This window comes from Amycolatopsis sp. NPDC051716 (assembly GCF_040681595.1).
In the GTDB taxonomy this organism is placed as follows: Bacteria; Actinomycetota; Actinomycetes; order Mycobacteriales; family Pseudonocardiaceae; genus Amycolatopsis.
Map to the genome: position 1 here is coordinate 218,807 of NZ_JBFAZA010000002.1, position 21,916 is coordinate 240,722.

The following is a 21,916-nucleotide window of genomic DNA, read 5'->3' on the forward strand; positions in this document are numbered from 1 at the left end:
ATCTACGGGGAGATCCGGAAGAAGTGGGCCGAGCTGGATTACGAGCGTGGTCTCGGCTATCCGACCACTGACGAGCTGGGCACACCGGACGGCCGCGGCCGCTACAACCACTTCACCGGCGGCGGCTCGATCTACTACACGGGAACCACCGGCGCGCACATGGTGAAGGGCGAAATCCGGAAGCGCTGGGCCGCGCTCGGCTGGGAGTACTCCTACCTGCACTACCCGAAGTCGGACGAGTACGTGACGAACGGGGGCTACCGCAGCGACTTCGAGGGCGGCTACCTCACCTACACCTCCGCCGCCGGGGCCCGGGACCACCACTGGTGACCCGCCACGAAGATTTCCGGCGGCGGCCGTGCTGACCGCCTGATCGGTCGGCGGGTCAGCGGACGTCCGGCCGGAGGCGTCCTCTTAGGACTGACTTAGCCCGGCAGGTGTCGTCCCGGGTGCCGTCAGCGGCAGGCCGAGGGCGACGCGCTCGGTGAGCCACGGGCTCGGCCGGTAGCGGGGGTCGCCGGTGGCCGCGGTGAGGCCGCGCAGGATGCGCAGCACCACGTCGCCGCCGACGAGGTCGCCCCAGGCCAGCGGGCCGCGCGGGTAGCCGAGGCCGAGGCGGACCGCGGTGTCGATGTCCGCCGGCGTGGCCAGCTGCTGGCCCGCGATGAAACAAGCCGTGTTGACGATCGACGCCAGCAGGCGCTGCGCGATCGGGGCGGGCCCGTCGCGGACGACGGTCACCGGGTGGCCGGTCGCGGCCAGCGCGCCCCACGCGGCGCGGCCGGCGGCCGGGTCGAGCCCGGGGTGCACCGACATCGTCAGCCGGCGTTCGTAACCACCCAGCGGATCGACGCCGGCGACGCGGGCCGGCGGTAGCCCGGCGCGGACCGCGGCGTCCACTGTGGATTCCCCGTAGAGCGGCACGAGCAGGACCGCGTCCGGGTAGGCGTCGGACACCACCTGCACGCCCGCGGACGACAGCGCGCGGGCGAGGTGCTCGTCCGCGGTGAACACCGGGCTCGTCGGCTTCGGCGGGGCGGCGGGCTCGTCGGTGACCTGCTGCTTGCCGTCGGTGTAGGTGTAGAAGCCTTCGCCGTTCTTCCGGCCGAACAAGCCGGCGGCCACGCGCGGCCGGGTCAGCCACGACGGCCGCAGCCGCGGGTCGCCGTGGAAGCCGCTCCAGATGCTTTCGAGGACGGCGTGCGAGACGTCGAGGCCGGTGAGGTCGAGCAGCTCGAACGGGCCGAGCTTCAGGCCGAGCACGTCCCGGGCGATCCGGTCGACGTCAGCGGGCCCGGCCAGCGCCTCGGCGAGGATCTGCAGCGCCTCGGTGTTGAGGCCGCGGCCGGCGTGGTTGACCAGGAAACCGGGCGCGTCCTTCGCGAGCACCGGCTCGTGGCCCCAGCTCTTGACCAGTTCGAGTGCTTCGCCCGGCAACCAGCCGTGCGTGCGCGCGCCGGGGACCACCTCGACCAGGCGCATCAGCGGCACCGGGTTGAAGAAGTGCAGGCCGACGAGCCGGCCGGGGTCGGCCAGCTCGGCGGCGATCTCGGTGACCGAGAGCGAACTCGTGTTCGTCGCGAAGACCGTCTCTTGTGGACAGACGCGCTCGAGGCTCGCGAACAGGGCGCGTTTCGTCGCGAGGTCCTCCCGGACGGCTTCGACGACGAGGTCGACACCGTCCGCGGGCGCGTCGGGCGAGTCCACCGCGACCAGCCGGTCCTTCACGGCCTGGGCGTCCTCGCTCAGCTTGCCCTTGCCGGCGAGCTTGTCGACCATCCCGCCGACGTACTCGATCGCCTCGGCGACGGCCTCGCGCCGGACGTCGGCCAGCTCGACGGTCACCCCCGCGGTCGCGGCCAGCTGCACGATCCCGCGGCCCATCACCCCGGTGCCGATCACCCGGATCCTGCCGACCTTCCCGGCCCACCCCGTCACGTCGTGCCGCCTTCCGCCGTTGGACTCCCGCCCCAGCCTAGAGGCCGACGAACTCCGCCATCCGCCTCGCCGAGTGAGCGAAGAACGCGTCGGCCGGGTCGACGCTGCCGACGTACTGGCCGAACAGGTCGAAGCTGATCGCGCCGAACAGCTGGGTCCAGGCCATCAGCAGCCGGGCCACGGTTTCGGGCCCGGCGATGATCCCGAGGACCTTCGTGAGCGACTCGGCCTGGGCGCGCAGCTCGGGCGGGACTTCGCCGTCGATGTCGCGCAGCTCGGTGTGCGTGAGCACGTTGACCAGGGCGAGCGCGACGCGGGCGGCCGGCACGACGGTCTCCTGCGGCGCCGCGTAGCCGGGGATCGGGGAGCCGTAGATCAGCGCGTACTCGTGGGGGTGGGCGCGGGCCCAGTCGCGCGTGCCCTGCCAGATCGCCAGCCAGCGCTCGCGCAGGTCGCCGGTGCCCGGGTCCGCCTTCTCGGCCGCTTCGCCGATCGCGTTGTAGGCGTCGACGATCAGGTCGGTCAGCAGCCGGTCGCGGCTCGGGAAGTACCGGTAGATCGCGGACGACACCATGCCCAGCTCCCGGGCCACCGCGCGCAGCGAAAGCCCGTGCGCGCCGACCTCGGCGAGCTGGCGGCGGGCTTCGTCCTTGATCTCCTGGGTCAGTTCGGCGCGGGCACGTTCGCGTGCGGTGCGGGTGGCGGTCATGGTGATCAGTGTGCCATGACGAGAGCGCTGCACAAAACAGAGAGCAGTGCTCTTGACAGAGTGCGGCGCTCTGATGTTCACTGCTCTTAACCGAGAGCACTGCTCTCCAAAGCTTCGGAGGACACCATGACCGAGACCCGCTACATCAAGCCGAAGAAGTCGACCAACGCGTTCAACGAGCTGGTCGCGAAGCTGACCAACCTGGGCGTGAGCGTCTGGGGCAGCCGCGTGCTGACGGTGGTCGGCCGCAAGAGCGGCGAACCGCGGTCGGTGCCGGTCAACCTGCTGACCATCGACGGCGTCCGCTACCTCGTCGCCCCGCGTGGCGAGACGCAGTGGGTGCGCAACCTGCGGGCGGCCGGTCAGGGCACGCTGCGCGTCGGGCGCCGGGTCGAGGCGTTCACCTTCCGCGAGCTGGCCCACGACGAGAAGCCGGGCATCCTGCGCGCCTACCTCAAGCGCTGGAAGTTCGAGGTCGGCGTGTTCTTCGACGGCGTCGACGCCAAGGCCTCGGACGAGAAGCTGCGCGAGATCGCGCCGGGCTACCCGATTTTCGAGATCTTCACGAAGTAGATTTGCGCCGCGTGAAGTTGGCCGCGATCAGGACCACGCCGACCAGGAACGCGGCGAGCCCGATGAGGAACCACAGCTTCTGGCCGGTCATGAAGCTGCCGGTGATGACGCCGATGCCCTGCAGCACCCAGACGGCGCCGACGAGCACGAGCACGATCCCGGCCGAGAGGGTGATCCACCGCTTCATTGGCCCAGCTTAGGCGGGTCGCTCGTCCGGGACGAGTTTGTGGCGGTAGGCGTAGACGACGGCGTGCACCCGGTCGGGCAGCCCGAGCTTGCTCAGCACGCGGGACACGTGCGTTTTGACCGTTTCCTCGCCGACGTGCAGCTTCCGCGCGATCTCGGCGTTGCTGCAGGCGCCGGCGAGCAGCAGCAGCACCTCGCGTTCGCGGGAGGTCAGCCGGGCCAGCTCCGGGGGTTCGGCGGCCGCCGGTTCGAGGACCGCCGCGAACTTCGCGACCAGCCGCCGCGTCACCGACGGATCGATCAGCGCGTCGCCGCGGGCGGCCACCCGCATCGCCGCGACGAGCTCCTCCGGCGCCAGGCTCTTCAGCAGGAACCCGCTCGCGCCGGCCCGCAGCGCGCGGTAGACGTACTCGTCGGCGTCGTAGGTCGTGAGCACGAGGACGCGCGTGTCGTTGCCGGGCGCGGCCAGGATCGCCTCGGTCGCGGCGAGGCCGTCGAGGCGGGGCATCCGGACGTCGAGGACGGCGACGTCCGGGCGCAGGCGAGCGGTCTCGGTGACGGCTTCGCGGCCGTCGGACGCCTCGCCGACGCAGGTGAAGTCGGGCTGGGTGTCGAGCAGCGCGCGCATCCCGGAGCGGAACATCGCGTGGTCGTCGGCCAGCAGGACGCGGATCATGTGCTCTCCACCGGGAAGGTCGTGCGCAGCTGCCAGAGCCCGGCGGCCTCGCCGTAGGAGACTTGGCCGCCGAACAGGGTGACGCGCTGGCGGATGCCCGCCAGGCCGCGGTGCGCGTGCTCGCCCTCGGCCGTCCGGTCCGCGCGCAGGCCGTTGGTCACCGTGAGCACGACCTCGGTGCGGCCGTGGTTCAGCTCGACCTCGACCGGGCCCTGGCCGTGGCGCAGGGCGTTGGTGAGGGCTTCCTGGGCGATCCGGTAGAGCGCGACGTCGAGCGAGCCGGGCAGTTCGCGGGCCTCGCCGCGCAGCGTCAGCCGGGTCGGCAGGCCGGCCGCGCGGACGGTTTCGACCAGCTCGCCGAGGTTGTCCAGGCCGGGCTGTTCGACGTCGGTCTCGGCGTGCAGCAGGTCGAGCAGCCGGCGCAGGTCGGCCATCGCCGAGCGGCTCGCCGACTCGACGGCGCCGAGCGACTTCCGCGCCGGTTCGGCGCCGTCGGGGAGGCCGAGCCGGGCGGCGCCGGCGTGCACGCCGATGGCGCTGACGTGGTGGGAGATGACGTCGTGCAGGTCGCGCGCGATGGTGGTGCGTTCCTCGAGGACGGCCCGTTTGATGGCTTCTTCTTCGTGTTGGCGACGTTCGTCGGCTTCCCGTTCCAGGTCGGCGATGTAGGCGCGCCGGGCGGTCGTGTACCGGCCGACCAGCCACGGCAGCAGCGCGGAGACGCTGACGTTGATGGCGACGAGCCGCCAGTCGGAGGCGGTGCGCCCGCCGCCGGCGATGCAGCCGGCGGTGACCCCGGCGACCAGGGCACCGAGCGCGAGCACGGCGGGCCGCGGCCGCAGCCAGGCCCCGGCCCGGTAGCCGGCGATGAGGATCCCGGCGTTGTTGCCGGTGACGTACCCGTGACAGGTGCAGAGCAGCAGTGGCGCACCGACGAAGAGCACGGCGTGGGCGAGGGCGACCCAGCCGGAGTACCGCGCGGCCCCGGCGAGGGCGGCGTTGACGGCGACCCCGCCGAGCAGCACGACCCAGGCCCGCCACCCGGCCTCGCCGAGAGGGCCGCGAAGGGTGAAGAGGGCGGCGTCGCAGACCACGCAGACGAGCGCGACCAGCAGCGACTGCCGTCTCAGCGACCCCCGGATGTCCTGCACACCCGCAACTCTGCCTTAACGGGTGGGCGGGAGGGACGGAAACGCCCCGATGCGGCGTGGAGGGGTACGCGGCAGCGGGGCGTTCCCTGGTCGGTGGGGTGGTGGCTGGGGTCGGGTGGGTGCCCCTCGCTGCGGGTGCGCGCCAGGTGGCGCGGGCGGAGCGGGCGGCCGGCTTGGCTGCGGATCAGCGCGCTGGGTTCAGGCCGCAGGCGACCCGGCTGCGGGCTGGGTCGCCGGACGGGTTTGGTCGCTCAGCCGCCAGCCGCCAGCCGCCAGCCGCCAGCCGCCAGCCGCCAGCCGCCAGCCGCCAGCCGCCAGCCGCCAGCCGCCAGCCGCCAGCCGCCAGCCCGCCCGAGCGCCGGTTGGCGCGCTGGGGCGGATCACCTCGCCTGGCCATGGGCCAGCTCGCCGGGAATGGCGAGCGCCCGGCCGCCCAGCCGCCCGGCCGGGTCTTGCCGCCGGGCGCGGGTCAGCTCGTCGGGCGGGTCGAATATCCTCCGCGGCGCTGGCCCGGCTGGCGCTGGCCCGGCTCGAAGCCCTTGCCCAGGGACGTTGCCGTCGCCGTCTGGCCGTCCACCTTTGCCACCACCGTCACGTTCGTGTCGCCCGTCTTCACGTCGCCCGTCTTCTGGGTCGACGAGTCGAGCGTGTACGTCTGCTTGTAGCCGTCCTTGCTGGTCAGCGTGACCGATGTGGCGCTCAGCTCGGTGACGTCGCCCGTCTGCAGGCGCTCGGTCGTGTAACCACCGTTGCCGTTCGACACCACGAAGTCGCCGTGGAGGGCGTCGCGCATTGCCGCCATTCCGCCGCCGAAACCGCCTCCCGGCATGCCCTGGCCGCGGAACTGGCCGCCGCCCGGACCGCCTGGACCGCCCGGGCCGCCGAAGCCGCCGGGGCCCTGGGCCGTGTTGTCGGCGCTGCTGGTGCCCGCCCAGATCGCCGCGCCGCCGCCCGCCGCGATCACCACGGCGATGCCCGCCGCGATCGCCGTCTTCTTGCCGGACCAGCCCTTCTTCGGCGCCGCCGGGGCCGGATCGCCCCAATTGGTGCCCTCGGGCTGGGTGTTCGGCATCGGCTCGGTCGTCATCGTGTCCCTCCGGGGGTGCCCGCACTGGTCCCGCTCAGGTTCGCCGCCTCGGCTGTGTTTGAGCTGTGCGGAACGTCAGCGGGTGCTGTGCCTCGAAAGCAGCCACGAAAGCGCGAACCTTCACAGCAAATGCACAGCCACCGCACAGCGAACACCGACGCCGGGCCGGGAAGGTGGCACTATGACCGCTATGAACGCCACGTCACCCGGCGCTGGCAAGGCCGACCTCCGCCGCGCCGACGGGAGCCCGGTGCGGGTGCTCGTCGTCGACGACGAGGCGACGCTGGCCGAGCTCGTCTCGATGGCCCTGCGGATGGAGGGCTGGGAGGTGCGCAGCGCGGGCGACGGCACCGAAGCGGTCCGGATCGCGCGCGAATTCCGCCCCGACGCCGTCGTCCTCGACGTCATGCTCCCCGACTTCAGCGGCCTCGAAGTGCTGCGCCGGATGCGGTCCGAGGCGCCCCACCTGCCGGTGCTGTTCCTGACGGCGAAGGACGCGGTCGAGGACCGCATCGCCGGGCTCACCGCGGGCGGCGACGACTACGTCACCAAGCCGTTCAGCCTCGAAGAGGTCGCGCTGCGGCTGCGCGCGCTGCTGCGCCGCGCCGGCGGGGTGACCGGCGCGAGCGGGTCGCAGCTGGTCGTCGGCGACCTCACCCTGGACGAGGACAGCCGCGAGGTGCACCGCGGCGGCGACCTGGTGCCGCTCACCGCGACCGAGTTCGAGCTGCTGCGCTACCTCATGCGCAACCCGAAGCGCGTGCTGTCGAAGGCCCAGATCCTGGACCGCGTGTGGAGCTACGACTTCGGCGGCCAGGCCAACATCGTCGAGCTCTACATCTCCTACCTGCGCAAGAAGATCGACGCCGACCGCGAGCCGATGATCCACACCATGCGGGGCGCCGGGTATGTCCTCAAACCGGCAGGCTGAACCGAAGCGCGTCCGCCGGCCGTGGTCGCTGCGACGGCGGCTGATCGTCCAGCTCGCCGCGCTGCTCGCCCTGGTGTGCCTGGTCGTCGGCGTGGTCACCGAGTTCGCGCTGAGCGAGTTCCTCGTCGGCCAGCAGGACAAGCGGCTGGCCGCGGCGAGCGAGCGTGCCGCGCACGGCCTCGAACGCCCGCCGCCGTGGCCCTACGGCGAAGCGCCGCCACCGGACCCGCTGCGGGTGCTCGGCCAGGGCGAGGGCACCCTCGCCGTGGTCCAGGTCGGCTCGAAGGCCTCCGCCGGGGTGCTCGACTCGAGCGCGGCCGGGGTGTCGAGGCGCAAGGCGCCGTTCAAGGACATCCCGAAGGCGCAGGTGCTGACCCTGCTCGAGGTGCCGTCCGACGGGAAGCAGCACAGCGTCGACCTCGGCGGCTCCCTCGGCGAGTACCGCGTCGTCTCGACGACGTCGCCCCGCGGCGAAAAGACGGTCATCGGCCTGCCACTGAAGGACGTCAACGAGACGCTCTGGCAGCTCGGGTTCATCCTCGGCGGGGTCGCGCTCGCCGGGATCCTGGTGGCGGGCGCGGTCGGCGCGGCGACGATCCGGCGCACGATGCAACCGCTCGACCGGCTGGCCGCGACCGCGACGCGCGTCTCCGAACTGCCGCTGGACCGCGGCGAAGTGGCGCTGTCCGAGCGCGTCCCGGAGGCCGACACCGACCCGAACACCGAGGTCGGCAAGGTCGGCTCGGCGCTGAACCGGATGCTGCAGCACGTCGCGAACGCGCTGACCGCGCGGCACGCGAGCGAGAACCGCGTCCGCCAGTTCGTCGCGGACGCGAGCCACGAGCTGCGCACCCCGCTGGCGGCGATCCGCGGCTACGCCGAGCTGACCCGCCGCGGCGGCGAGCAGGTGCCCCCGGACGTCGCGTTCGCGATGAGCCGCGTCGAGTCCGAATCACGCCGGATGACGACGCTGGTGGAGGACCTGCTGCTGCTCGCCCGCCTGGATTCCGGCCGCCCGGTGGTGCACGAGTGGGTGGACCTGTGCCGCCTGGTGGCCGACGCGGTCGCGGACGCGCACGTCGCGGGCCCGGACCACAAGTGGCTGATGGACGTCCCCGGCGAACCGATCGGCGTCCGCGGCGACGCGGGCCAGCTGCACCAGGTGGTGATCAACGTCCTCGCCAACGCGCGCACGCACACCCCACCGGGCACGACGGTGACGACCACACTGTCCACATCGGACGGAATCGTCCGGCTCCGGGTGGCCGACGACGGCCCGGGCATCTCCCCGGAAATCCTCCCGGACATCTTCGAGCGCTTCGCCCGCGGCGACAATTCACGGTCCCGCGCGGCGGGGAGCACCGGGCTCGGGCTGGCCATCGTGGCCGCGGTGGTGGCGGCGCACGGTGGGCGGGTCGGGGTGCAGAGCCGGCCGGGGCGGACGGAGTTCGAGATCACCTTCCCGGAAGCGCCGGGGTAGCGGGCCGCCACCGGTCATGTTCCGACGTGGCCGGGGTAAGTGGCCACGACCGTCGCGAGGTCCGGAGCCAGCCGCAGCTCGGTCGCCAGCAGTTCCGGGTGCCGCAGCCAGTGCAGCCGTGCTTCGTCCGGCTCGCCCCGGAACGTCGGCGGCCAGGAGGACATCGGCGTGAAGTCGTCGACGACGAGGCAGCCGCCCGGCCGCAGCCACCGGTGCGGTTCCAGTGGCGGTCCGGAGCCCTTGCCCTGGCCGCCACCGTCCAGCACGAGCAGGTCGAACGGTCCCGCCGCGGCCAGCTCGGTCCAGTCGCCCCGCAGGAGCGTCACGGCCGGTTCGCCGGCGAACACCTCCGCCGCGGCCGCGTGCCGCTCCCGGTCCCGCTCGATGCCGACCAGCGCGGTGCCCGGGCCGGCCCCGGCGGCGAGCCAGGCCAGCCCCACTCCGAAGCCGGTTCCGGTTTCGCCGATCGTGCCACCCGCCACACCGCCGGCGAGCAGGTGTAGCAATCGGCCCTGGGCGGGACGGCAGGAGCAGCCGAAACCCGCGCGCCCGGCCGCCCGCACGGCGCGGCGCACCAGCTCGGGCAAGCCGGTTTCGCCCGCGTACTCCGCTGTCCCGTTCTCCGACATGCCTCACCCGTCCGATGCCGATGCACAGCTGACGCACAGCTTCGCCACAAGTTCACCACATCCGGCGCCGACACGGTGAACGCCATGACGACCACGCTGTCGGCGCCCGAACACGCCCAGCCCCAGCCGCCCGCTCCGGTCCGGAAACCGCGGTGGGTCAACCCTTCCGTGACCGCGCTGCTGGCCGGGACCGCGCTGCTCTACCTGTGGGACCTGGCGAAAACCGGCTGGGCCAACGACTTCTACGCGATGGCCGCGCAGGCCGGCACGTGGAGCTGGAAGGCGCTGTTCTTCGGTTCGCTCGATCCGGGCAACGTCGTCACCGTCGACAAACCGCCGTTTTCGCTGTGGATCATGGGACTGTCCGGCCGGCTCTTCGGTTTCTCCAGCTGGAGCCTGCTGGTGCCGAACGCGCTCGCCGGGGTCGCGTCCGTCGGATTGCTCTACCTCGCCGTGCGACGGCTCTCGGGACCCGGCGCCGGGCTGCTGGCCGGGGCCGGGCTCGCACTGACGCCGGTCGCCGCGCTCATGTTCCGCTACGACAACCCCGATGCCTTCCTCGTGCTGCTGCTGGTCGCCGGGGCCTACTGCGTGGTGCGGGCGCTGGAGCACGCGAGCACGAAGTGGCTGGTGCTCGCCGGGGTCGCGATCGGCTTCGGGTTCCTCGACAAGATGCTGCAGGCCTTCCTCGTGCTGCCCGCGTTCGTGCTGGTGTACGCCGTCGCGGCGCCGACGTCGCTGGGCCGACGGATCGCCCAGCTGTTCGCCGCGGCGGGCGCGGTGCTCGTCTCCGCCGGCTGGTGGATCGCGGCCGTCGCGCTCTGGCCGGTCGCGGACCGGCCCTACATCAGCGGCTCGACCGACAACACGGTGCTGGAACTGGCTTTCGGCTACAACGGCCTCGGCCGGATCTTCGGCGAAGGGCGCGGCGGCCGGGCGGGCACGCCGCCCGCCGGGCTGGAGCTGCCCACCGGTGCCCGGGGTGGTTTCGGCGGCGGCTTCGGCGGCCAGGCCGGCCTGACCCGGTTGTTCTCCGGCGAATTCGGCGGCGAAGCGTCGTGGCTGCTGCCCGCCGCCGTCATCGGGCTGGTCGCCGGCTTGTGGTTCACCCGCCGCGCGCCGCGCACCGACCGCACGCGGGCGGCGCTGCTGCTGTGGGGTGGCTGGCTGGTGGTCACCGCGCTGGTGTTCAGCACCATGAGCGGCATCATCCACCCGTACTACACGGTCGCCCTGGCCCCCGGGATCGTCGCGACGCTGGCGATTTCGGCGCGCGAGCTCTGGCGCGGCCGGGCGAACTTCGCGGCTCGCGCGGTGCTCGCCGTCATGCTCGCGGTGACGGCGGTGTGGGCGTTCGTCCTCCTCGCGCGGACGCCGGACTGGCAGCCGTGGATCCGCTACGCGCTCCTCGTCTCCGGCGCCGCCGCCGTCGGGGGCCTGCTCTTCGGCGCCGACCGCTTCCGGCGGCTCGGCCCGGTCGTGGCCGTGCTCGGCCTGTGCGGCGCGCTGCTCGGGACGGCGTCCTTCACGCTGGCGACGGCCGCGACCGCGCACGCCGGCGGGACGCCGTCGTCCGGGCCGTCCGTCGCGAGTGGACGTGGCTTCGGCCAGCGCGGCTTCGGGGCGGGGGAGACCGACACCGCGGTGATCGACCTGGTGAAGGGCACGACGACGAAGTGGGCCGCGGCGCAGAGCGGCGCGATGCAGTCGGCGGGCCTGGCACTGGCGAGCGGACGGCCGGTGCTCGCGATCGGCGGCTTCAGCGGCAGCGACCCGGCGCCGACGCTGCCGCAGTTCCGGCAGTACGTCGCCGACGGCGACATCCACTACTACGTCGCCGGTGGTCGCGGGGGCTTCGGCGGCGGCCGCGGGACCGCCGGGGAGATCCAGGCCTGGGTCGAGCAGAACTTCGCGCCGCTCTCGGTGGGCGGCACGACCGTTTACGACCTGACTAAATCTGTCGGTTGATCGAAATTCCGCCGCCGAGTGGAATTGTTTCCAGCGTGTTAACAGTCCGGGAATCATTCGGCGTATCCCGGGCCGGTGCGGTATCGGCCGATGCGGACAGGTGTTCGATTTCCGGGATGGCGGCCGGCCGATTCCGAACGATCGTTCGGAACTGCCGGCTCGCTCTCGGTGATGATCTCGGCATTCCTCGCCGCCTCGGTAACGACTAGGGGTGATCGGTCGTGCAGTTGCACACGATCCCCGCACGCGCACGCGCGTGAATTGACCGGGCGGCCGACAGAAACACCCGAAAAGTTGATCTTGAAACCCGCGAATCCATGCTGGTTAGCCCAGCTGGCGGTCACTCGTTCGGCTGAACTGGCGGACGTTGTGGGGATCTTGTGCTACTCGCTAGGCTCTCCGCCGGGAGAGGGACAGGGGTGGCTGATCCGGTGCGCTGCGTGCCGGGAATTCACTGAGCGTAGGTGCTTCCTGTCCGCGTTCTCTCGCGATGACCCGATCAGGTGCGGCCGGAAGTGAGCAGCGATGACCGTGCGCGGTAGCGCAGCTCGACGAGATCCCCCTTCCCGTCGTCACCGCCGGTAGCCCCGAGTACCGCAATTCCCCCTTTGGTACGGCACCACTCCACTTCCCCCGCATCCTGGAGTCTCGTTGTGATTTCCCGTCCTCGCCCCCGTCTGCTGACGGTGCTCCTGACTTTGCTGACCCTCGCCGGGGTCACCGCGCTTTCGGGGTGCAGCGACAGCTCCGCCTCCGGCAGCGGCAACAAGGTCACCATCGGGTTCAGTGCCTGGCCGGGCTGGTTCCCCTGGCAGGTGGCGCAGGAACAGGGCCTGTTCGCCAAGAACGGCGTCAACGTCGACCTCAAGTACTTCGACAACTACACCGACAGCATCAACGCGCTGTCCAGCGGGGCCATCGACGCCAACAGCCAGACCCTCAACGACACCCTGTCGTCGGTCTCCGGCGGCGCCAAGCTGTCGATCGTGCTGGTGAACGACAACTCCACCGGCAACGACAAGGTCATCGCCCGGGACGGGATCACCAGCATCGCCGACCTCAAGGGCAAGAAGGTCGCCGTCGAGCAGGGCGCGGTCGACCACTACCTGCTGCTGCTCGCGCTGCAGTCGGCGAACCTGACCGAAAAGGACATCCAGCTCGTCAACCTCCCGACCGACGCCGCCGCGGCCGCGTTCAAGAGCGGCCAGGTCGACGCGGTCGCCGCGTTCGCGCCGTTCACCTCGACGGCGCTGGAGCGCGCGGGCAGCCGCGCGATCTCGACGTCGGCCGAATTCCCCGGCGCCATCCCGGACCACCTCGTGACGTCGCAGAAGCTGGTCAAGGACCACCCCAAGGACGTGCAGGCGCTGGTCAACACCTGGTTCGAGACGCTGACCTGGATCAAGAACAACAAGGACGCGGCCGTGAAGATCATGGCCAAGCGCGGTGGCGTGTCCGATGCGGACTACAAGTCCTACGACGCCGGCACCACGATCTTCACGCGCCAGCAGAACATCGACGCGTTCACCCCGGGTGTCACCGCGCAGCACCTCGACTTCCAGGCGAACAAGATCATCGACTTCATCGTCGGCACCGGTCTCGCCCAGCAGCGGCCCTCGCTCGACGGCCTGTTCGACGACCAGTTCGTGAAGGCCGCCCCCCAGTGAGCGGTCCGACCCAGCGCACCACCTCGGCGAGCACGGCCGAGGCGCGGGCCGCCGAGGCGCAGGAGGCGGAGCAGCGGCTCGCCGAGCAGCAGGAGGCCGGCCGGGCGGGCGGCGGACGGCCGGACTGGTCGCCGCTGCCCCGCCGGGCCGGGCTGAAGCCGTCCGCTTCGCCGCTGTTCTCCTTGCGCACGCCCATTTCCGCGGCGTCCCGGTGGACGCTCGCGGTGCTGTCGTTCGCCATCCCGTTCATCGCGTGGGTGGTGCTCGGCATCAGCGGTGCGGTCGACTCGACGTTCCTGCCGTCGCCGGTCGCGGTGCTCAAGGCCGGGGTGGACATGGCCGGCACCGGTGAGCTCTTCGACGACCTCTGGACGACCACCCTGCGGGTGCTCGAAGGCTTCGGCCTCGCCGTGCTCGTCTCCGTGCCGCTCGGCATCCTGATGGGCTCCTTCGCCGCGGGGCAGGCGTTCTTCGAGCCGCTGATCGGGCTGCTGCGCTACCTGCCGGCGAGCGCGTTCATCCCGCTGCTGATCATCTGGCTCGGCCTCGGCGAGCCGTCGAAGATCGCCATCCTCTTCATCGGCACGGTCTTCTTCAACACGCTGATGACCGCCGACGTCGTCCGCGGCGTGCCGGACTCGCTCATCGACGTCTCCTACACGCTCGGCGCGCGCCGCGGCGAGGTGCTGCGCAAGATCGTCGTGCCGCACTCGCTGCCGGGCATGATCGACGCGATCCGGGTCAACGCCGCCGCGGCGTGGAACTTCGTGGTCGTCGCCGAGCTGATCAACTCGTCGGCGGGCCTCGGCTACCGGATCGTCCGCGCGCAGCGATTCCTGCAGACCGACAAGATCTTCGCGGTGCTCGTGGTCATCGGGATCGCCGGGCTCGCCATCGACGTCCTGCTGCGCCTGCTGCGCACGCGGGTCGGGAAGTGGGCGGCATGACGCTGGAACTGCGGAACGTCGCCAAGGACTACACCGTCCGCGGCAAGACCACGCGCGCGCTCGACGGCGTCGACCTCGAAGTGCTGCGCGGCGAGTTCGTCTGCGTCGTCGGCGCGAGCGGCTCGGGCAAGTCGACGCTGTTGTCGCTGGTGGCCGGGCTCAGCCGGCCGACCGAGGGCGAGATCGTGCTCGACGGCGTCCCGGTGACCGGGCCCGGGCCGGACCGGGGGCTCGTCTTCCAGGCCGGCGCGCTGTACCCGTGGCGCAGCGTCGAGAAGAACGTCGCGTTCGGACTCGAGCTGCTCGCCCTGGATCCGGTCGAGCGGGCCAAGCGCATCGACTGGTACCTGGCCGAGACCGGGCTCGAAGCCGTGCGGAAGTCGCTGCCGAAGCAGCTTTCCGGGGGCCAGAAGCAGCGGGTCGCGATCGCGCGGGCCCTGGCGTGCGAACCGGAAGTTCTGCTGCTGGACGAACCCTTCGGCGCGCTGGACGTCCAGACCAAAGAGGACATGCAGGTGCTGATCCGCCAGGTGTGGGCCGACACCGGCACCACGGTGCTGATGGTCACCCACGACGTCGAGGAAGCGGTCTTCCTGGGCGGCCGGGTGGTGGTGCTCGCCTCCGACCCGGGCCGGATCGCCGCCGACGTCGAGGTGGCGCTGCCCGCCGAGCGCGACCTGGCGGTGAAGCGCGAACCGGGGTTCCTCGCGCTGCGCGCCCGGATCGAGGATCTGGTCCGGGAGCAGCACCGGGGCCACGTGAGCCGGGTGGCCGCGGTCGAGTGAGAACGGAAGACGGGAAGGTGGCGGGATGAGACACGGCAGGCCGGTCGCGAAACGGGCCGGTGGCGGGGGTTTTCTCGCCCGGCTCGGGATCCGCGGCAAGCTGAACCTGCTGCTCCTGCCTCCGCTGGTCGCGGTGGTGCTGGTGTCGGTGCCGTTCGTGCTTACGCAGGCGAACAGCGCCGGTGCGGCGGCGCAGTCGGCGACGGTGGCGCGGCACGCGCAGCAGCTCGGCGGGTTGATGTGGCAGCTGCAGCGCGAGCGGCTGCTGACGGCCGCGTTCGTGGCGACGCCGTCGGCGAGCCCCGACCAGATGGTCCAGCAGCAGAAGGTGGTCGACAGCACGGTCGCCGACGTCCGTGCCGCGCTGGGGGCCGACGCTCCCGACGAGCTTTCCGCGGCGCTGACCCGGATCGGCTCGCTCGGCGAGCTGCGGCAGAACGCCGCCCGCCGCGGCGTCGCGCTCGACAGCGTCGCCCGTACCTACAACGCCGTGGTCGACGCGGTAATCGATTCACTGCGCCTGGTCCCGCAGCTCACCAGTGACGCCGAGGGCACGCGGGAGCTGACGGCCCTGGACGCGCTGCTGCGGGCGAACGAGGAGAACTCGCTGCGCGCGATGGCCCTCATCGTGACCGCGGTGTCGCCGGCGGCCGGCCGGCCCATCCTGGACGACGCGACCCAGCAGGCGCCGATCTTCGTCGACCGGTTCGTCAAGCAGGGCGACGACGGTGACGACAGCGAGCGCGCCGCCCAGGTCGTCCACGTCGAGCAGAGCGACGCCGGCCGGCGCGTCGACGACCTCGCCGCCCAGGTCGGCAACCCGCGTGACGCGGCGGGCACCACCCAGTACGTCTCGAGCGTGCTCTCCGCGGCGGACAGCCACGCGGGGCAGCGGAAACTCGTGCAGGAGCGGGCGATCAGCGAGATCACCGACTCCGCGACCGGACGAGCCGACAGCGCGGTCCGGCTGGCCTGGACGGTCGGCCTCGGCGCGGGCGGGCTGTTCCTGCTGGTCGTCTTCCTCGCCGTCGCGGTGTCCCGCTCGATCGCCGGGCCGCTGCGCCAGCTGACCACCGCGGCGACGTCGGTCGCCGACCTCGCCGGCACCGAGCTCGTCCGCGTGACCGACACCGAGGAGGCCGAGGAGCAGGTCCCGCGCCTGGCCACCATCGACGTCGTCTCCGAAGACGAGCTGGGCAAGCTGGCCGCCGCGTTCAACCGGGTCCAGACCACCGCGGCCGAGCTGGTCGAGCGCCAGGCGCTCACCCGGCGCAACACCAGCCTGATGTTCGCGAACGTCGCGAAGCGGACGCAGAACCTCGTCGGCCGCCAGCTCGCCCTGATCGACGAGGTCGAGCGCAACGAGCAGGACACCCGGCTGCTGGCCAGCCTCTACCGGCTCGACCACCTCTCCACCCGCCTGCGCCGGAACGCCGACAACCTGCTCGTGGTGTCCGGCACCCGCGACGAAACGCGGATCGCCGGCCCGATCGAGCTGTCCACGGCGCTGCGCTCGGCGCTCGCGGAGATCGAGGACTACCAGCGCGTCAAGCTCGGTGTCGTCGCCGAAATCCTGCTGTCGTCGGCCCTCGGTGCCGACCTCGTGCTCGTGTTCGCCGAGCTGCTGGAGAACGCGACGTCGTTCTCGCCGCCGGGCTCGATGGTCGAGGTCGACACCATGCTGCTGTCCGACGGTGCCTGCCTGGTGAGCATCGTCGACCACGGCATCGGCATGACCGCGGAGAAGCTGGGCGAGGAGAACCGGCGGCTCGTCGAGCGCGAGCGCCTGGAGCTCGCGCCGACCAGTGTGCTCGGCCTGTTCGTGGTCGGCCGCCTGGCGCGGCGCCACGAGCTGCGGGTCGAGCTGCTCGCGACGCCGACCACCGGTGGCGTGACCGCGCGGCTGACCATCCCGGCGTCGCTGTTCAGCCACCGCACCGAGCTGCGGCCGAAGGCCGAGCAGGCACCCCTGATCCCGGCGCAGGCCGCGCCGCCGATCGCGTCGTCGCCGCGGCACGCCGCGCCGGCCGTCCCGATCGCACCGGCTGTCCCCGCCGCACCGCCTGCTCTGTCCTCTTTGGACGAATTTCGGCCGACGGCGCCCGAACCGGTCCCCGACCGGCCCGCCGAACTGCCGGCGCCGGCGATCCCGGCGCTGCTCGGCCACGGCAACGGCTTCCGCTGGTTCCGCGAACTGGAACCGGTGTGGCCGGACGCCGAACCCGACGCCGAACCCGCCGAAGCCGCCGAAGCGCCCGAGCCGGTGGCGGCGGCCGCGGCGACGGCGGAGTCGCGAGGCGGCCTGCGCCGCCGGGTCCGCGGCGCCCAGCTGCCCAGCCCGGGCACGTCCGCGGCGGTGGCCGACACCAAGCCGCGGCACGACCCGGAAGCGACGAAGGCGGCGATGGACGGTTTCGCGAGCGCTTTCGCGAAGGCCGCCGAGGTCAGCGCGCTGACGGCCGACCCGCCGCCCGCCGCCGTGCCCGAACCGGTGTCAGCTGTCCCGGCCCGCGTCCCCGTGGACGCGCCGCTGGTGGCCACGGCCCCGTTCACGGCCGCCGCGCAGTCGCGCGACGGCCTGATGCGCCGTGTCCCCGGTGCCCAGCTCGCCCCCGGCCTGCGTCAGCAGACCGCGGGGCGGCCGCTCGCCCGCGCCGTCGCCAACCGCTCCAAGCGGGACCCGGCGGCCGAACGAGCGGCGTTCGACGCGTTCGCCGCAGGCCTCGCCAAGGCGGAGGACGTGACGGCAGACAGCCCGCCCCAAGGTGTGGTCGCCGGTCGTGTGATGGAACGAGGAGAAGAGAGCAGGAAATGAGCATCCCCGCACCTGGCGTCAGTGTCGAAGCCCAGAACTTCAACTGGCTGGTGAGCCGCTTCGCGCAGCACACCGCGGGCGCGATAGCCGCCATCGCGGTCTCGGCCGACGGCCTGCTGATCGCGATGTCGACGGAGCTCGAGCGCTCCAACGCCGACCGCCTCGCCGCGATCTCCTCCGCCATGCTCGGGCTCGCCCACGGCGTCTCCGACAGCCACCCGCTCGGTTCACCCGACAAGGTGATCATCGAACTCGAGTACGGGTACCTGCTCGTCTGCACGATCAGCATCGGCTGCTCGCTGGGCGTGCTGGCCAACAAGCAGGCCAGCTTGGGCACGATCGCCTACGAAATGGCGATGTTCGCCAACCGTGCCACCGAAGTTCTGACGCCCGGGCTCATCGAGGAGCTTAAGAACACCGTCGGCAGCTGAGGAGCGACGCGATGACCGAAGAACCGGACATCTCGCTGCTGCGGCCGTACCTGATGACCTCGGGACGGGCCCAGCCGGTCGACCAGAGCCTCGAAATCGAGGCCCAGGTCATGACGTCCCGCCTCGGTGCGGCGTCGCACCCGAAGCTCACGTTCGAACGCCAGGAAATCGTTTCCCTCTGCCGGAACACGATGTCGGTCGCCGAGGTGGCCGCCATGCTCGGCCTGCACATCGGCGTGGCCAGGGTGCTGGTGGCCGACCTCGCCGAACTGGGCTACGTCGTCGTCCGGCGGCCGGGCAACCACAACTCGCACGACCTCGGCATGATCGAAAGGGTCATTCGTGGACTCGAAGCCATTCACTGAACCGGGCACCCGGCCGCCGGCCCCGGTCAAGATCGTCATCGCGGGCGGCTTCGGCGTCGGCAAGACGACGGCGGTGTCGTCCATCTCGGAGATCAAGCCCCTCACCACCGAGGCGGCGATCACCTCCGTGGCGGCGACCGTGGACAGCACCGGCCACGTCCCGGCCAAGACCACCACCACGGTGGCCCTGGACTTCGGCTGCATCACGATCGACGAAGAGGTCAAGCTGTACCTGTTCGGCACGCCGGGCCAGGACCGCTTCGGCTTCATGTGGCAGGACCTGGTCCACGGCGCACTGGGCGCCCTGGTCATCGTCGACACCCGCCGCATGGACGACTGCTACCCGGCGGTCGACTACTTCGAGAACGCGGGCCTGCCGTTCGTGGTCGCGGTGAACATGTTCGACGGATCACTCGGCCACAACCTCGAGGACATCCGCTGGGCCCTCGCGGTGAGCGACGACGTCCCGCTGATCACCTTCGACGCCCGGCAGAAGCTTTCGGTGCGAGACGCGCTGCTGGCGGTGCTGCACAACACGTTCAAGCGGGCCCGAGCCCAGGCAGGTGCGGGGGCCTGAGCGGACTTCGCTACACTGATCCACGGACCCCGCGCGGCGTCCACCCTGTGAACCTCCCCAGGGCCGGAAGGCAGCAAGGATAAGCAGGCTCTGACGGGTGCGCGGGGTCCCCTTTTTTTCGGCTACCGGCTCTGGGGCTTCGCCCCTTCGCCGGGCCTTCACTTCGTTCTTTCACCCGGGGGCCGAGCCCCCGGACCCCCACGGTGCCTCGGGTTCGGCCTGGGAGCGCTGCCGCGCCCCCGGCGGGCCTGCCGTGTCCTCTGGTCTGCCGTGTCGTCCGGTCTGCCTTGGGTGGGCTGCCGCGGCCCGTGGGCCTGCCGTGTCGTCTGGTCTGCCTTGGGTGGGCTGCCGCGGCCCGTGGGCCTGCCGTGTCCTCTGGTCTTCCGTGGGTGGTGGGGCGGCGCGAGCGCCCCAATGTGGCCTTGGTTGCGTTGAACGCACCGAAGGCCACATTGGGTGCGTTGGACGCACCGAAGGCCACATTGGGGCGCTGGGTCAGAACAGGCCCAGGACGTCGTCCGGGGGCTTGGGGGACGGTGGGGCGTCCGCGTCCGTTATCGGGGCCGCTCTTCCCGCCAGTTTCCGCAGCTCCGCGCCGTAGACGCACCGTGCCGGGAAGGCCGCCGAGGCCGTTTGGCGGGTCAGCTCCTCCGTGGGGAGCTCGGTTGCCGAGGCCGCCAGCACCAAGTTGCCGAAGCGGCGGCCGCGCAGCACCCCCGGGTCCGCCAGCAGCAGGACCTCCGGGAAGACCTCGAGCAGCGTGGCCAGGAAGCGGCGGGCGAACGGCAGACCCGAGCCGTCCGTGATGTTCGCCAGGTAGCTGCCCTGGGTGCGGAGGATGCCCGCGATCGCCCGGGTCGCCTCCAGCGTCGCCAGGCCGCCGGCCAGGGTGGCCCTCTCGAACGCGTCGACCACCACCAGGTCCGCCGACTCCTCGCGGCGCGTCGCCAGGCCTTCGCGGCCGTCCGTCACCCGGACGCGCAACCCCGGCACCCGCAGCCCCAGCTGCGCGCGGACCAGCTCCACCAGCTCGCCGTCGGCGTCGAACACCAGCTGGCGGGACCCCGGCCGCTTCGCCGCGACGTACCGCGGGAGCGTGCACGCCGCCCCGCCGATGTGGAGCGCGTCCAGGGGGCCCGGTGGCAGCCGGTCCACCACGTCCGCGAACCGGCGGACGTAGTCGAACTCCAGGTGGGCGGGGTCGTCGAGGTCGACGTACGACTGCGCGACGCCGTCCACCGACACCAGCCAGGCGTTGCCGCGGGCGGTGTCGCGGACCAGCTCCGCCGTGCCGAACCGCACCGGGTACCGCCCGGGCACCGGCTCGGGCTTTCGCGTGCGGCTCACGGGATCCGAGGTTATCGGAAACATTCCGACCGCTCCGGCGATATGGGAACGGACGATCATCGATCGAGGGGGTTTTACCTTGCGTGCAAACGCAGTAATCGTTGCCGCGGCACTCGCGGCCGGGGTCTTCGCGACGCCCGCGGCGGCGGATGTGCTGCCCGACCGGGCGCAGGCCGTTTCGCTGCTGGAGACCGGCGGTCCGGGCGTGGCGCGGGCCGCCGAAGCGGCGTTGCTCGGCTCGCCCGCCGACCTGCAGGCCTTCCTGGCCACCGGCCGCCAGCAGGCGCAGAACGACGACGAGCGCGTCCTCGTCAGCCAGGCGCTCACCTCCGGCGGCCCGATCACCAAGCGCACCGCTCAGCGGGCGCTCAGCGGCACCCAGGACGACATCCGCGAGTACCTGGCGAACGGCCTGCCACTGGCCCGCAGCGCCGACGACCGGATCGCCGTCAGCCAGGCCATGGACACCGGTGGCCCGACCGTCAACGAGCGGGGCACGGAGGTGCTCGACAACGGCACGCCCGCCGACGTGCGGGCCTTCCTGGAGACCGGCCTGCAGCAGGCCAAGGACACCGACGACCGCATCGCGACCCTCCAGGCCCTGGCCGACGCCGGCCCCGAGTTCACGGCCGCCGCGCAGACAGCGCTCGACGGCACGCCGGAGGACGTCCGGTACTTCCTGTCGCTGTGGCGGCAGGTCGCCGCGAACTACGACGGCGAAGTCACCGCGGTCCAGGAGCAGCTCGACGCGGCCAAGGCCGCCGCGGCCGGCAACCGGCCCCAGGACGTGAAGCTCGCCGCGGACAAGGCCGCACAGCTCGCCGCGGACGCGCGGACGGCGAACACCAACCGGCTCGCCGCGCAGCGAGCCCAGAACCAGCAGGACGGCCGGGCCGCCTCGGCCGCCGAGGCGGCCGCGCAGCAGCAGGCCAGTGAGGCCGCGGCGCGCGCCGCGCAGGCGAAGAAGGACAACGACAAGCTGCTCGCCGACGCGGCCGACCCGGCGCTGACCGTGCCGAACGGCCGCAAGGCGTCCGTCTACCTGCTGCGCAACGGCGGTGCCGCCGTCAAGAACGCCGCCCGTGCCGCGCTGAGCGGCTCGGACGACGACGTCGTCACGTTCGTGCACAGCGGTCTCGCCGTCGCGCAGGAGGCCGACGACCGCGCCGCCGTCTCGGCGATCGCGGCGGACCCGAACGCCCGCCCGGGCCTGCGCCAGGCGGCTCGGGACGCGCTCGCCGGCCCGTACGCCGGGGTCGCCGCGCTGCTGCGCAACGGTGATTACCCGGGCCGCGACACCGACGACCGCATCGAGGTCAACCAGATCATGGCGGCCGGTGGCCCGGCGACGAAGTCGTGGGCGCAGAACGCGTTGGACGGGACCGTGGCCGACATCCGCGAGTTCCTGGCCCACGGCCGGGACAAGGCGCACCTGATCGACCTGGACATCTACGTCACCCGGACCCTGGGCGAGGGCCCGGAGGTGCAGGCGGTCGCGCAGGGCGTGCTCGACGGGCCGGACTCCGGCGCGCAGCACTACCTGGACGTCGAGCTGCCCAAGGCGCGGGCACGTGACGCGTTCACCGCGGCGCACGTCACCAAGGTGAACGCTCTGGTCGCCGAAGCGGCGGCCCTGGTCTCCTGACCGCACGGC

20 protein-coding genes, 1 other RNA gene and 1 pseudogene are annotated in these 21,916 nt (G+C 72.1%); 14 read left to right on the top strand and 8 right to left on the bottom strand.

Annotated elements, in window-relative coordinates:
- A pseudogene (locus AB0M30_RS03230) lies at positions 1–330 on the top strand (sugar dehydrogenase); the annotation flags it as partial.
- A gap of 84 nt (positions 331–414) precedes the next feature.
- Here the strand turns inward: AB0M30_RS03230 and AB0M30_RS03235 are convergent.
- Together AB0M30_RS03235 and AB0M30_RS03240 are read right to left on the bottom strand one after the other, a co-directional pair.
- Positions 415–1,938, bottom strand: coding sequence for a 3-hydroxyacyl-CoA dehydrogenase (locus AB0M30_RS03235; RefSeq protein ID WP_364579192.1), 1,524 nt, complete (start codon positions 1,936–1,938; stop codon positions 415–417).
- Positions 1,939–1,975: 37 nt separating this feature from the next.
- Entirely contained in the window at positions 1,976–2,647 is a 672-nt protein-coding gene (locus tag AB0M30_RS03240; protein ID WP_103343512.1) for a TetR/AcrR family transcriptional regulator, read from the bottom strand.
- Positions 2,648–2,773: 126 nt separating this feature from the next.
- On the opposite strand from AB0M30_RS03240, the gene AB0M30_RS03245 reads away from it, so the two are divergent.
- Positions 2,774–3,220, top strand: coding sequence for a nitroreductase family deazaflavin-dependent oxidoreductase (locus tag AB0M30_RS03245; RefSeq protein WP_103343513.1), 447 nt, complete (start codon positions 2,774–2,776; stop codon positions 3,218–3,220).
- Here the strand turns inward: AB0M30_RS03245 and AB0M30_RS03250 are convergent.
- The 4 genes from AB0M30_RS03250 to AB0M30_RS03265 all read right to left on the bottom strand — a co-directional run bounded on the left by AB0M30_RS03250 (position 3,210) and on the right by AB0M30_RS03265 (position 6,320).
- Positions 3,210–3,407, bottom strand: a complete 198-nt coding sequence (locus AB0M30_RS03250; RefSeq protein WP_364579195.1) for a hypothetical protein — start codon at positions 3,405–3,407, stop codon at positions 3,210–3,212. The genes AB0M30_RS03245 and AB0M30_RS03250 overlap by 11 nt on opposite strands.
- 9 nt (positions 3,408–3,416) lie before the next feature.
- Positions 3,417–4,082, bottom strand: a complete 666-nt coding sequence (locus AB0M30_RS03255; protein WP_364579198.1) for a response regulator transcription factor — start codon at positions 4,080–4,082, stop codon at positions 3,417–3,419.
- On the bottom strand, positions 4,079–5,233 hold the full coding sequence (locus tag AB0M30_RS03260; RefSeq protein ID WP_364579200.1) for a histidine kinase: 1,155 nt from the start codon (positions 5,231–5,233) through the stop codon (positions 4,079–4,081). Before AB0M30_RS03260 ends, AB0M30_RS03255 begins: the two co-directional genes overlap by 4 nt.
- A 469-nt stretch (positions 5,234–5,702) precedes the next feature.
- On the bottom strand, positions 5,703–6,320 hold the full coding sequence (locus AB0M30_RS03265) for a hypothetical protein (protein WP_364579203.1): 618 nt from the start codon (positions 6,318–6,320) through the stop codon (positions 5,703–5,705).
- Positions 6,321–6,501: 181 nt separating this feature from the next.
- Here AB0M30_RS03265 and AB0M30_RS03270 point away from each other — a divergent pair, with 181 nt between their 5' ends.
- The gene (locus AB0M30_RS03270) at positions 6,502–7,251 is read left to right on the top strand and encodes a response regulator transcription factor (RefSeq protein WP_364579206.1); all 750 of its coding nucleotides are present in this window, start codon (positions 6,502–6,504) and stop codon (positions 7,249–7,251) included.
- Positions 7,229–8,731, top strand: a complete 1,503-nt coding sequence (locus tag AB0M30_RS03275) for a HAMP domain-containing sensor histidine kinase (protein WP_364579209.1) — start codon at positions 7,229–7,231, stop codon at positions 8,729–8,731. The genes AB0M30_RS03270 and AB0M30_RS03275 overlap by 23 nt, the downstream gene beginning before the upstream one ends.
- Positions 8,732–8,745: 14 nt before the next feature.
- On the opposite strand, the gene AB0M30_RS03280 is transcribed toward AB0M30_RS03275, so the two are convergent.
- Entirely contained in the window at positions 8,746–9,360 is a 615-nt protein-coding gene (locus AB0M30_RS03280) for a class I SAM-dependent methyltransferase (RefSeq protein ID WP_364579210.1), read from the bottom strand.
- Positions 9,361–9,444: 84 nt separating this feature from the next.
- Here AB0M30_RS03280 and AB0M30_RS03285 point away from each other — a divergent pair, with 84 nt between their 5' ends.
- From AB0M30_RS03285 to ffs, 9 genes are all read left to right on the top strand, one after another.
- Positions 9,445–11,328 (top strand): glycosyltransferase family 39 protein, encoded by a 1,884-nt coding sequence (locus AB0M30_RS03285; protein WP_364579213.1) that lies wholly within the window; start codon positions 9,445–9,447, stop codon positions 11,326–11,328.
- A gap of 653 nt (positions 11,329–11,981) precedes the next feature.
- Positions 11,982–12,995 (top strand): ABC transporter substrate-binding protein, encoded by a 1,014-nt coding sequence (locus tag AB0M30_RS03290; protein ID WP_364579216.1) that lies wholly within the window; start codon positions 11,982–11,984, stop codon positions 12,993–12,995.
- Positions 12,992–13,942, top strand: a complete 951-nt coding sequence (locus tag AB0M30_RS03295) for an ABC transporter permease (RefSeq protein WP_364579219.1) — start codon at positions 12,992–12,994, stop codon at positions 13,940–13,942. The genes AB0M30_RS03290 and AB0M30_RS03295 overlap by 4 nt, the downstream gene beginning before the upstream one ends.
- On the top strand, positions 13,939–14,727 hold the full coding sequence (locus tag AB0M30_RS03300) for an ABC transporter ATP-binding protein (protein ID WP_364579222.1): 789 nt from the start codon (positions 13,939–13,941) through the stop codon (positions 14,725–14,727). The genes AB0M30_RS03295 and AB0M30_RS03300 overlap by 4 nt, the downstream gene beginning before the upstream one ends.
- Before the next feature lie 25 nt (positions 14,728–14,752).
- Positions 14,753–17,542, top strand: coding sequence for a nitrate- and nitrite sensing domain-containing protein (locus AB0M30_RS03305; protein WP_364579224.1), 2,790 nt, complete (start codon positions 14,753–14,755; stop codon positions 17,540–17,542).
- Positions 17,539–17,973, top strand: coding sequence for a roadblock/LC7 domain-containing protein (locus AB0M30_RS03310; protein WP_103343522.1), 435 nt, complete (start codon positions 17,539–17,541; stop codon positions 17,971–17,973). Before AB0M30_RS03305 ends, AB0M30_RS03310 begins: the two co-directional genes overlap by 4 nt.
- Before the next feature lie 11 nt (positions 17,974–17,984).
- Positions 17,985–18,338 carry a DUF742 domain-containing protein gene (locus AB0M30_RS03315; RefSeq protein WP_020642116.1) on the top strand — a complete coding sequence of 118 codons (354 nt, stop codon included), beginning with the start codon at positions 17,985–17,987 and terminating at the stop codon, positions 18,336–18,338.
- Positions 18,316–18,915: an ATP/GTP-binding protein gene (locus AB0M30_RS03320; RefSeq protein WP_103343523.1), complete on the top strand. Its 600-nt coding sequence runs from the start codon at positions 18,316–18,318 to the stop codon at positions 18,913–18,915. The genes AB0M30_RS03315 and AB0M30_RS03320 overlap by 23 nt, the downstream gene beginning before the upstream one ends.
- 21 nt (positions 18,916–18,936) lie before the next feature.
- Positions 18,937–19,031: signal recognition particle sRNA small type (gene ffs / locus AB0M30_RS03325), an RNA gene on the top strand.
- A gap of 379 nt (positions 19,032–19,410) precedes the next feature.
- On the opposite strand, the gene AB0M30_RS03330 is transcribed toward ffs, so the two are convergent.
- Complete coding sequence (locus tag AB0M30_RS03330; RefSeq protein WP_364579227.1) at positions 19,411–20,286, bottom strand: fused MFS/spermidine synthase; 876 nt, start codon at positions 20,284–20,286, stop codon at positions 19,411–19,413.
- 55 nt (positions 20,287–20,341) lie between these two features.
- Between AB0M30_RS03330 and AB0M30_RS03335 the strand changes: the two genes are divergently transcribed.
- On the top strand, positions 20,342–21,907 hold the full coding sequence (locus AB0M30_RS03335; protein WP_364579228.1) for an ALF repeat-containing protein: 1,566 nt from the start codon (positions 20,342–20,344) through the stop codon (positions 21,905–21,907).
- Positions 21,908–21,916 lie beyond the last annotated feature (9 nt).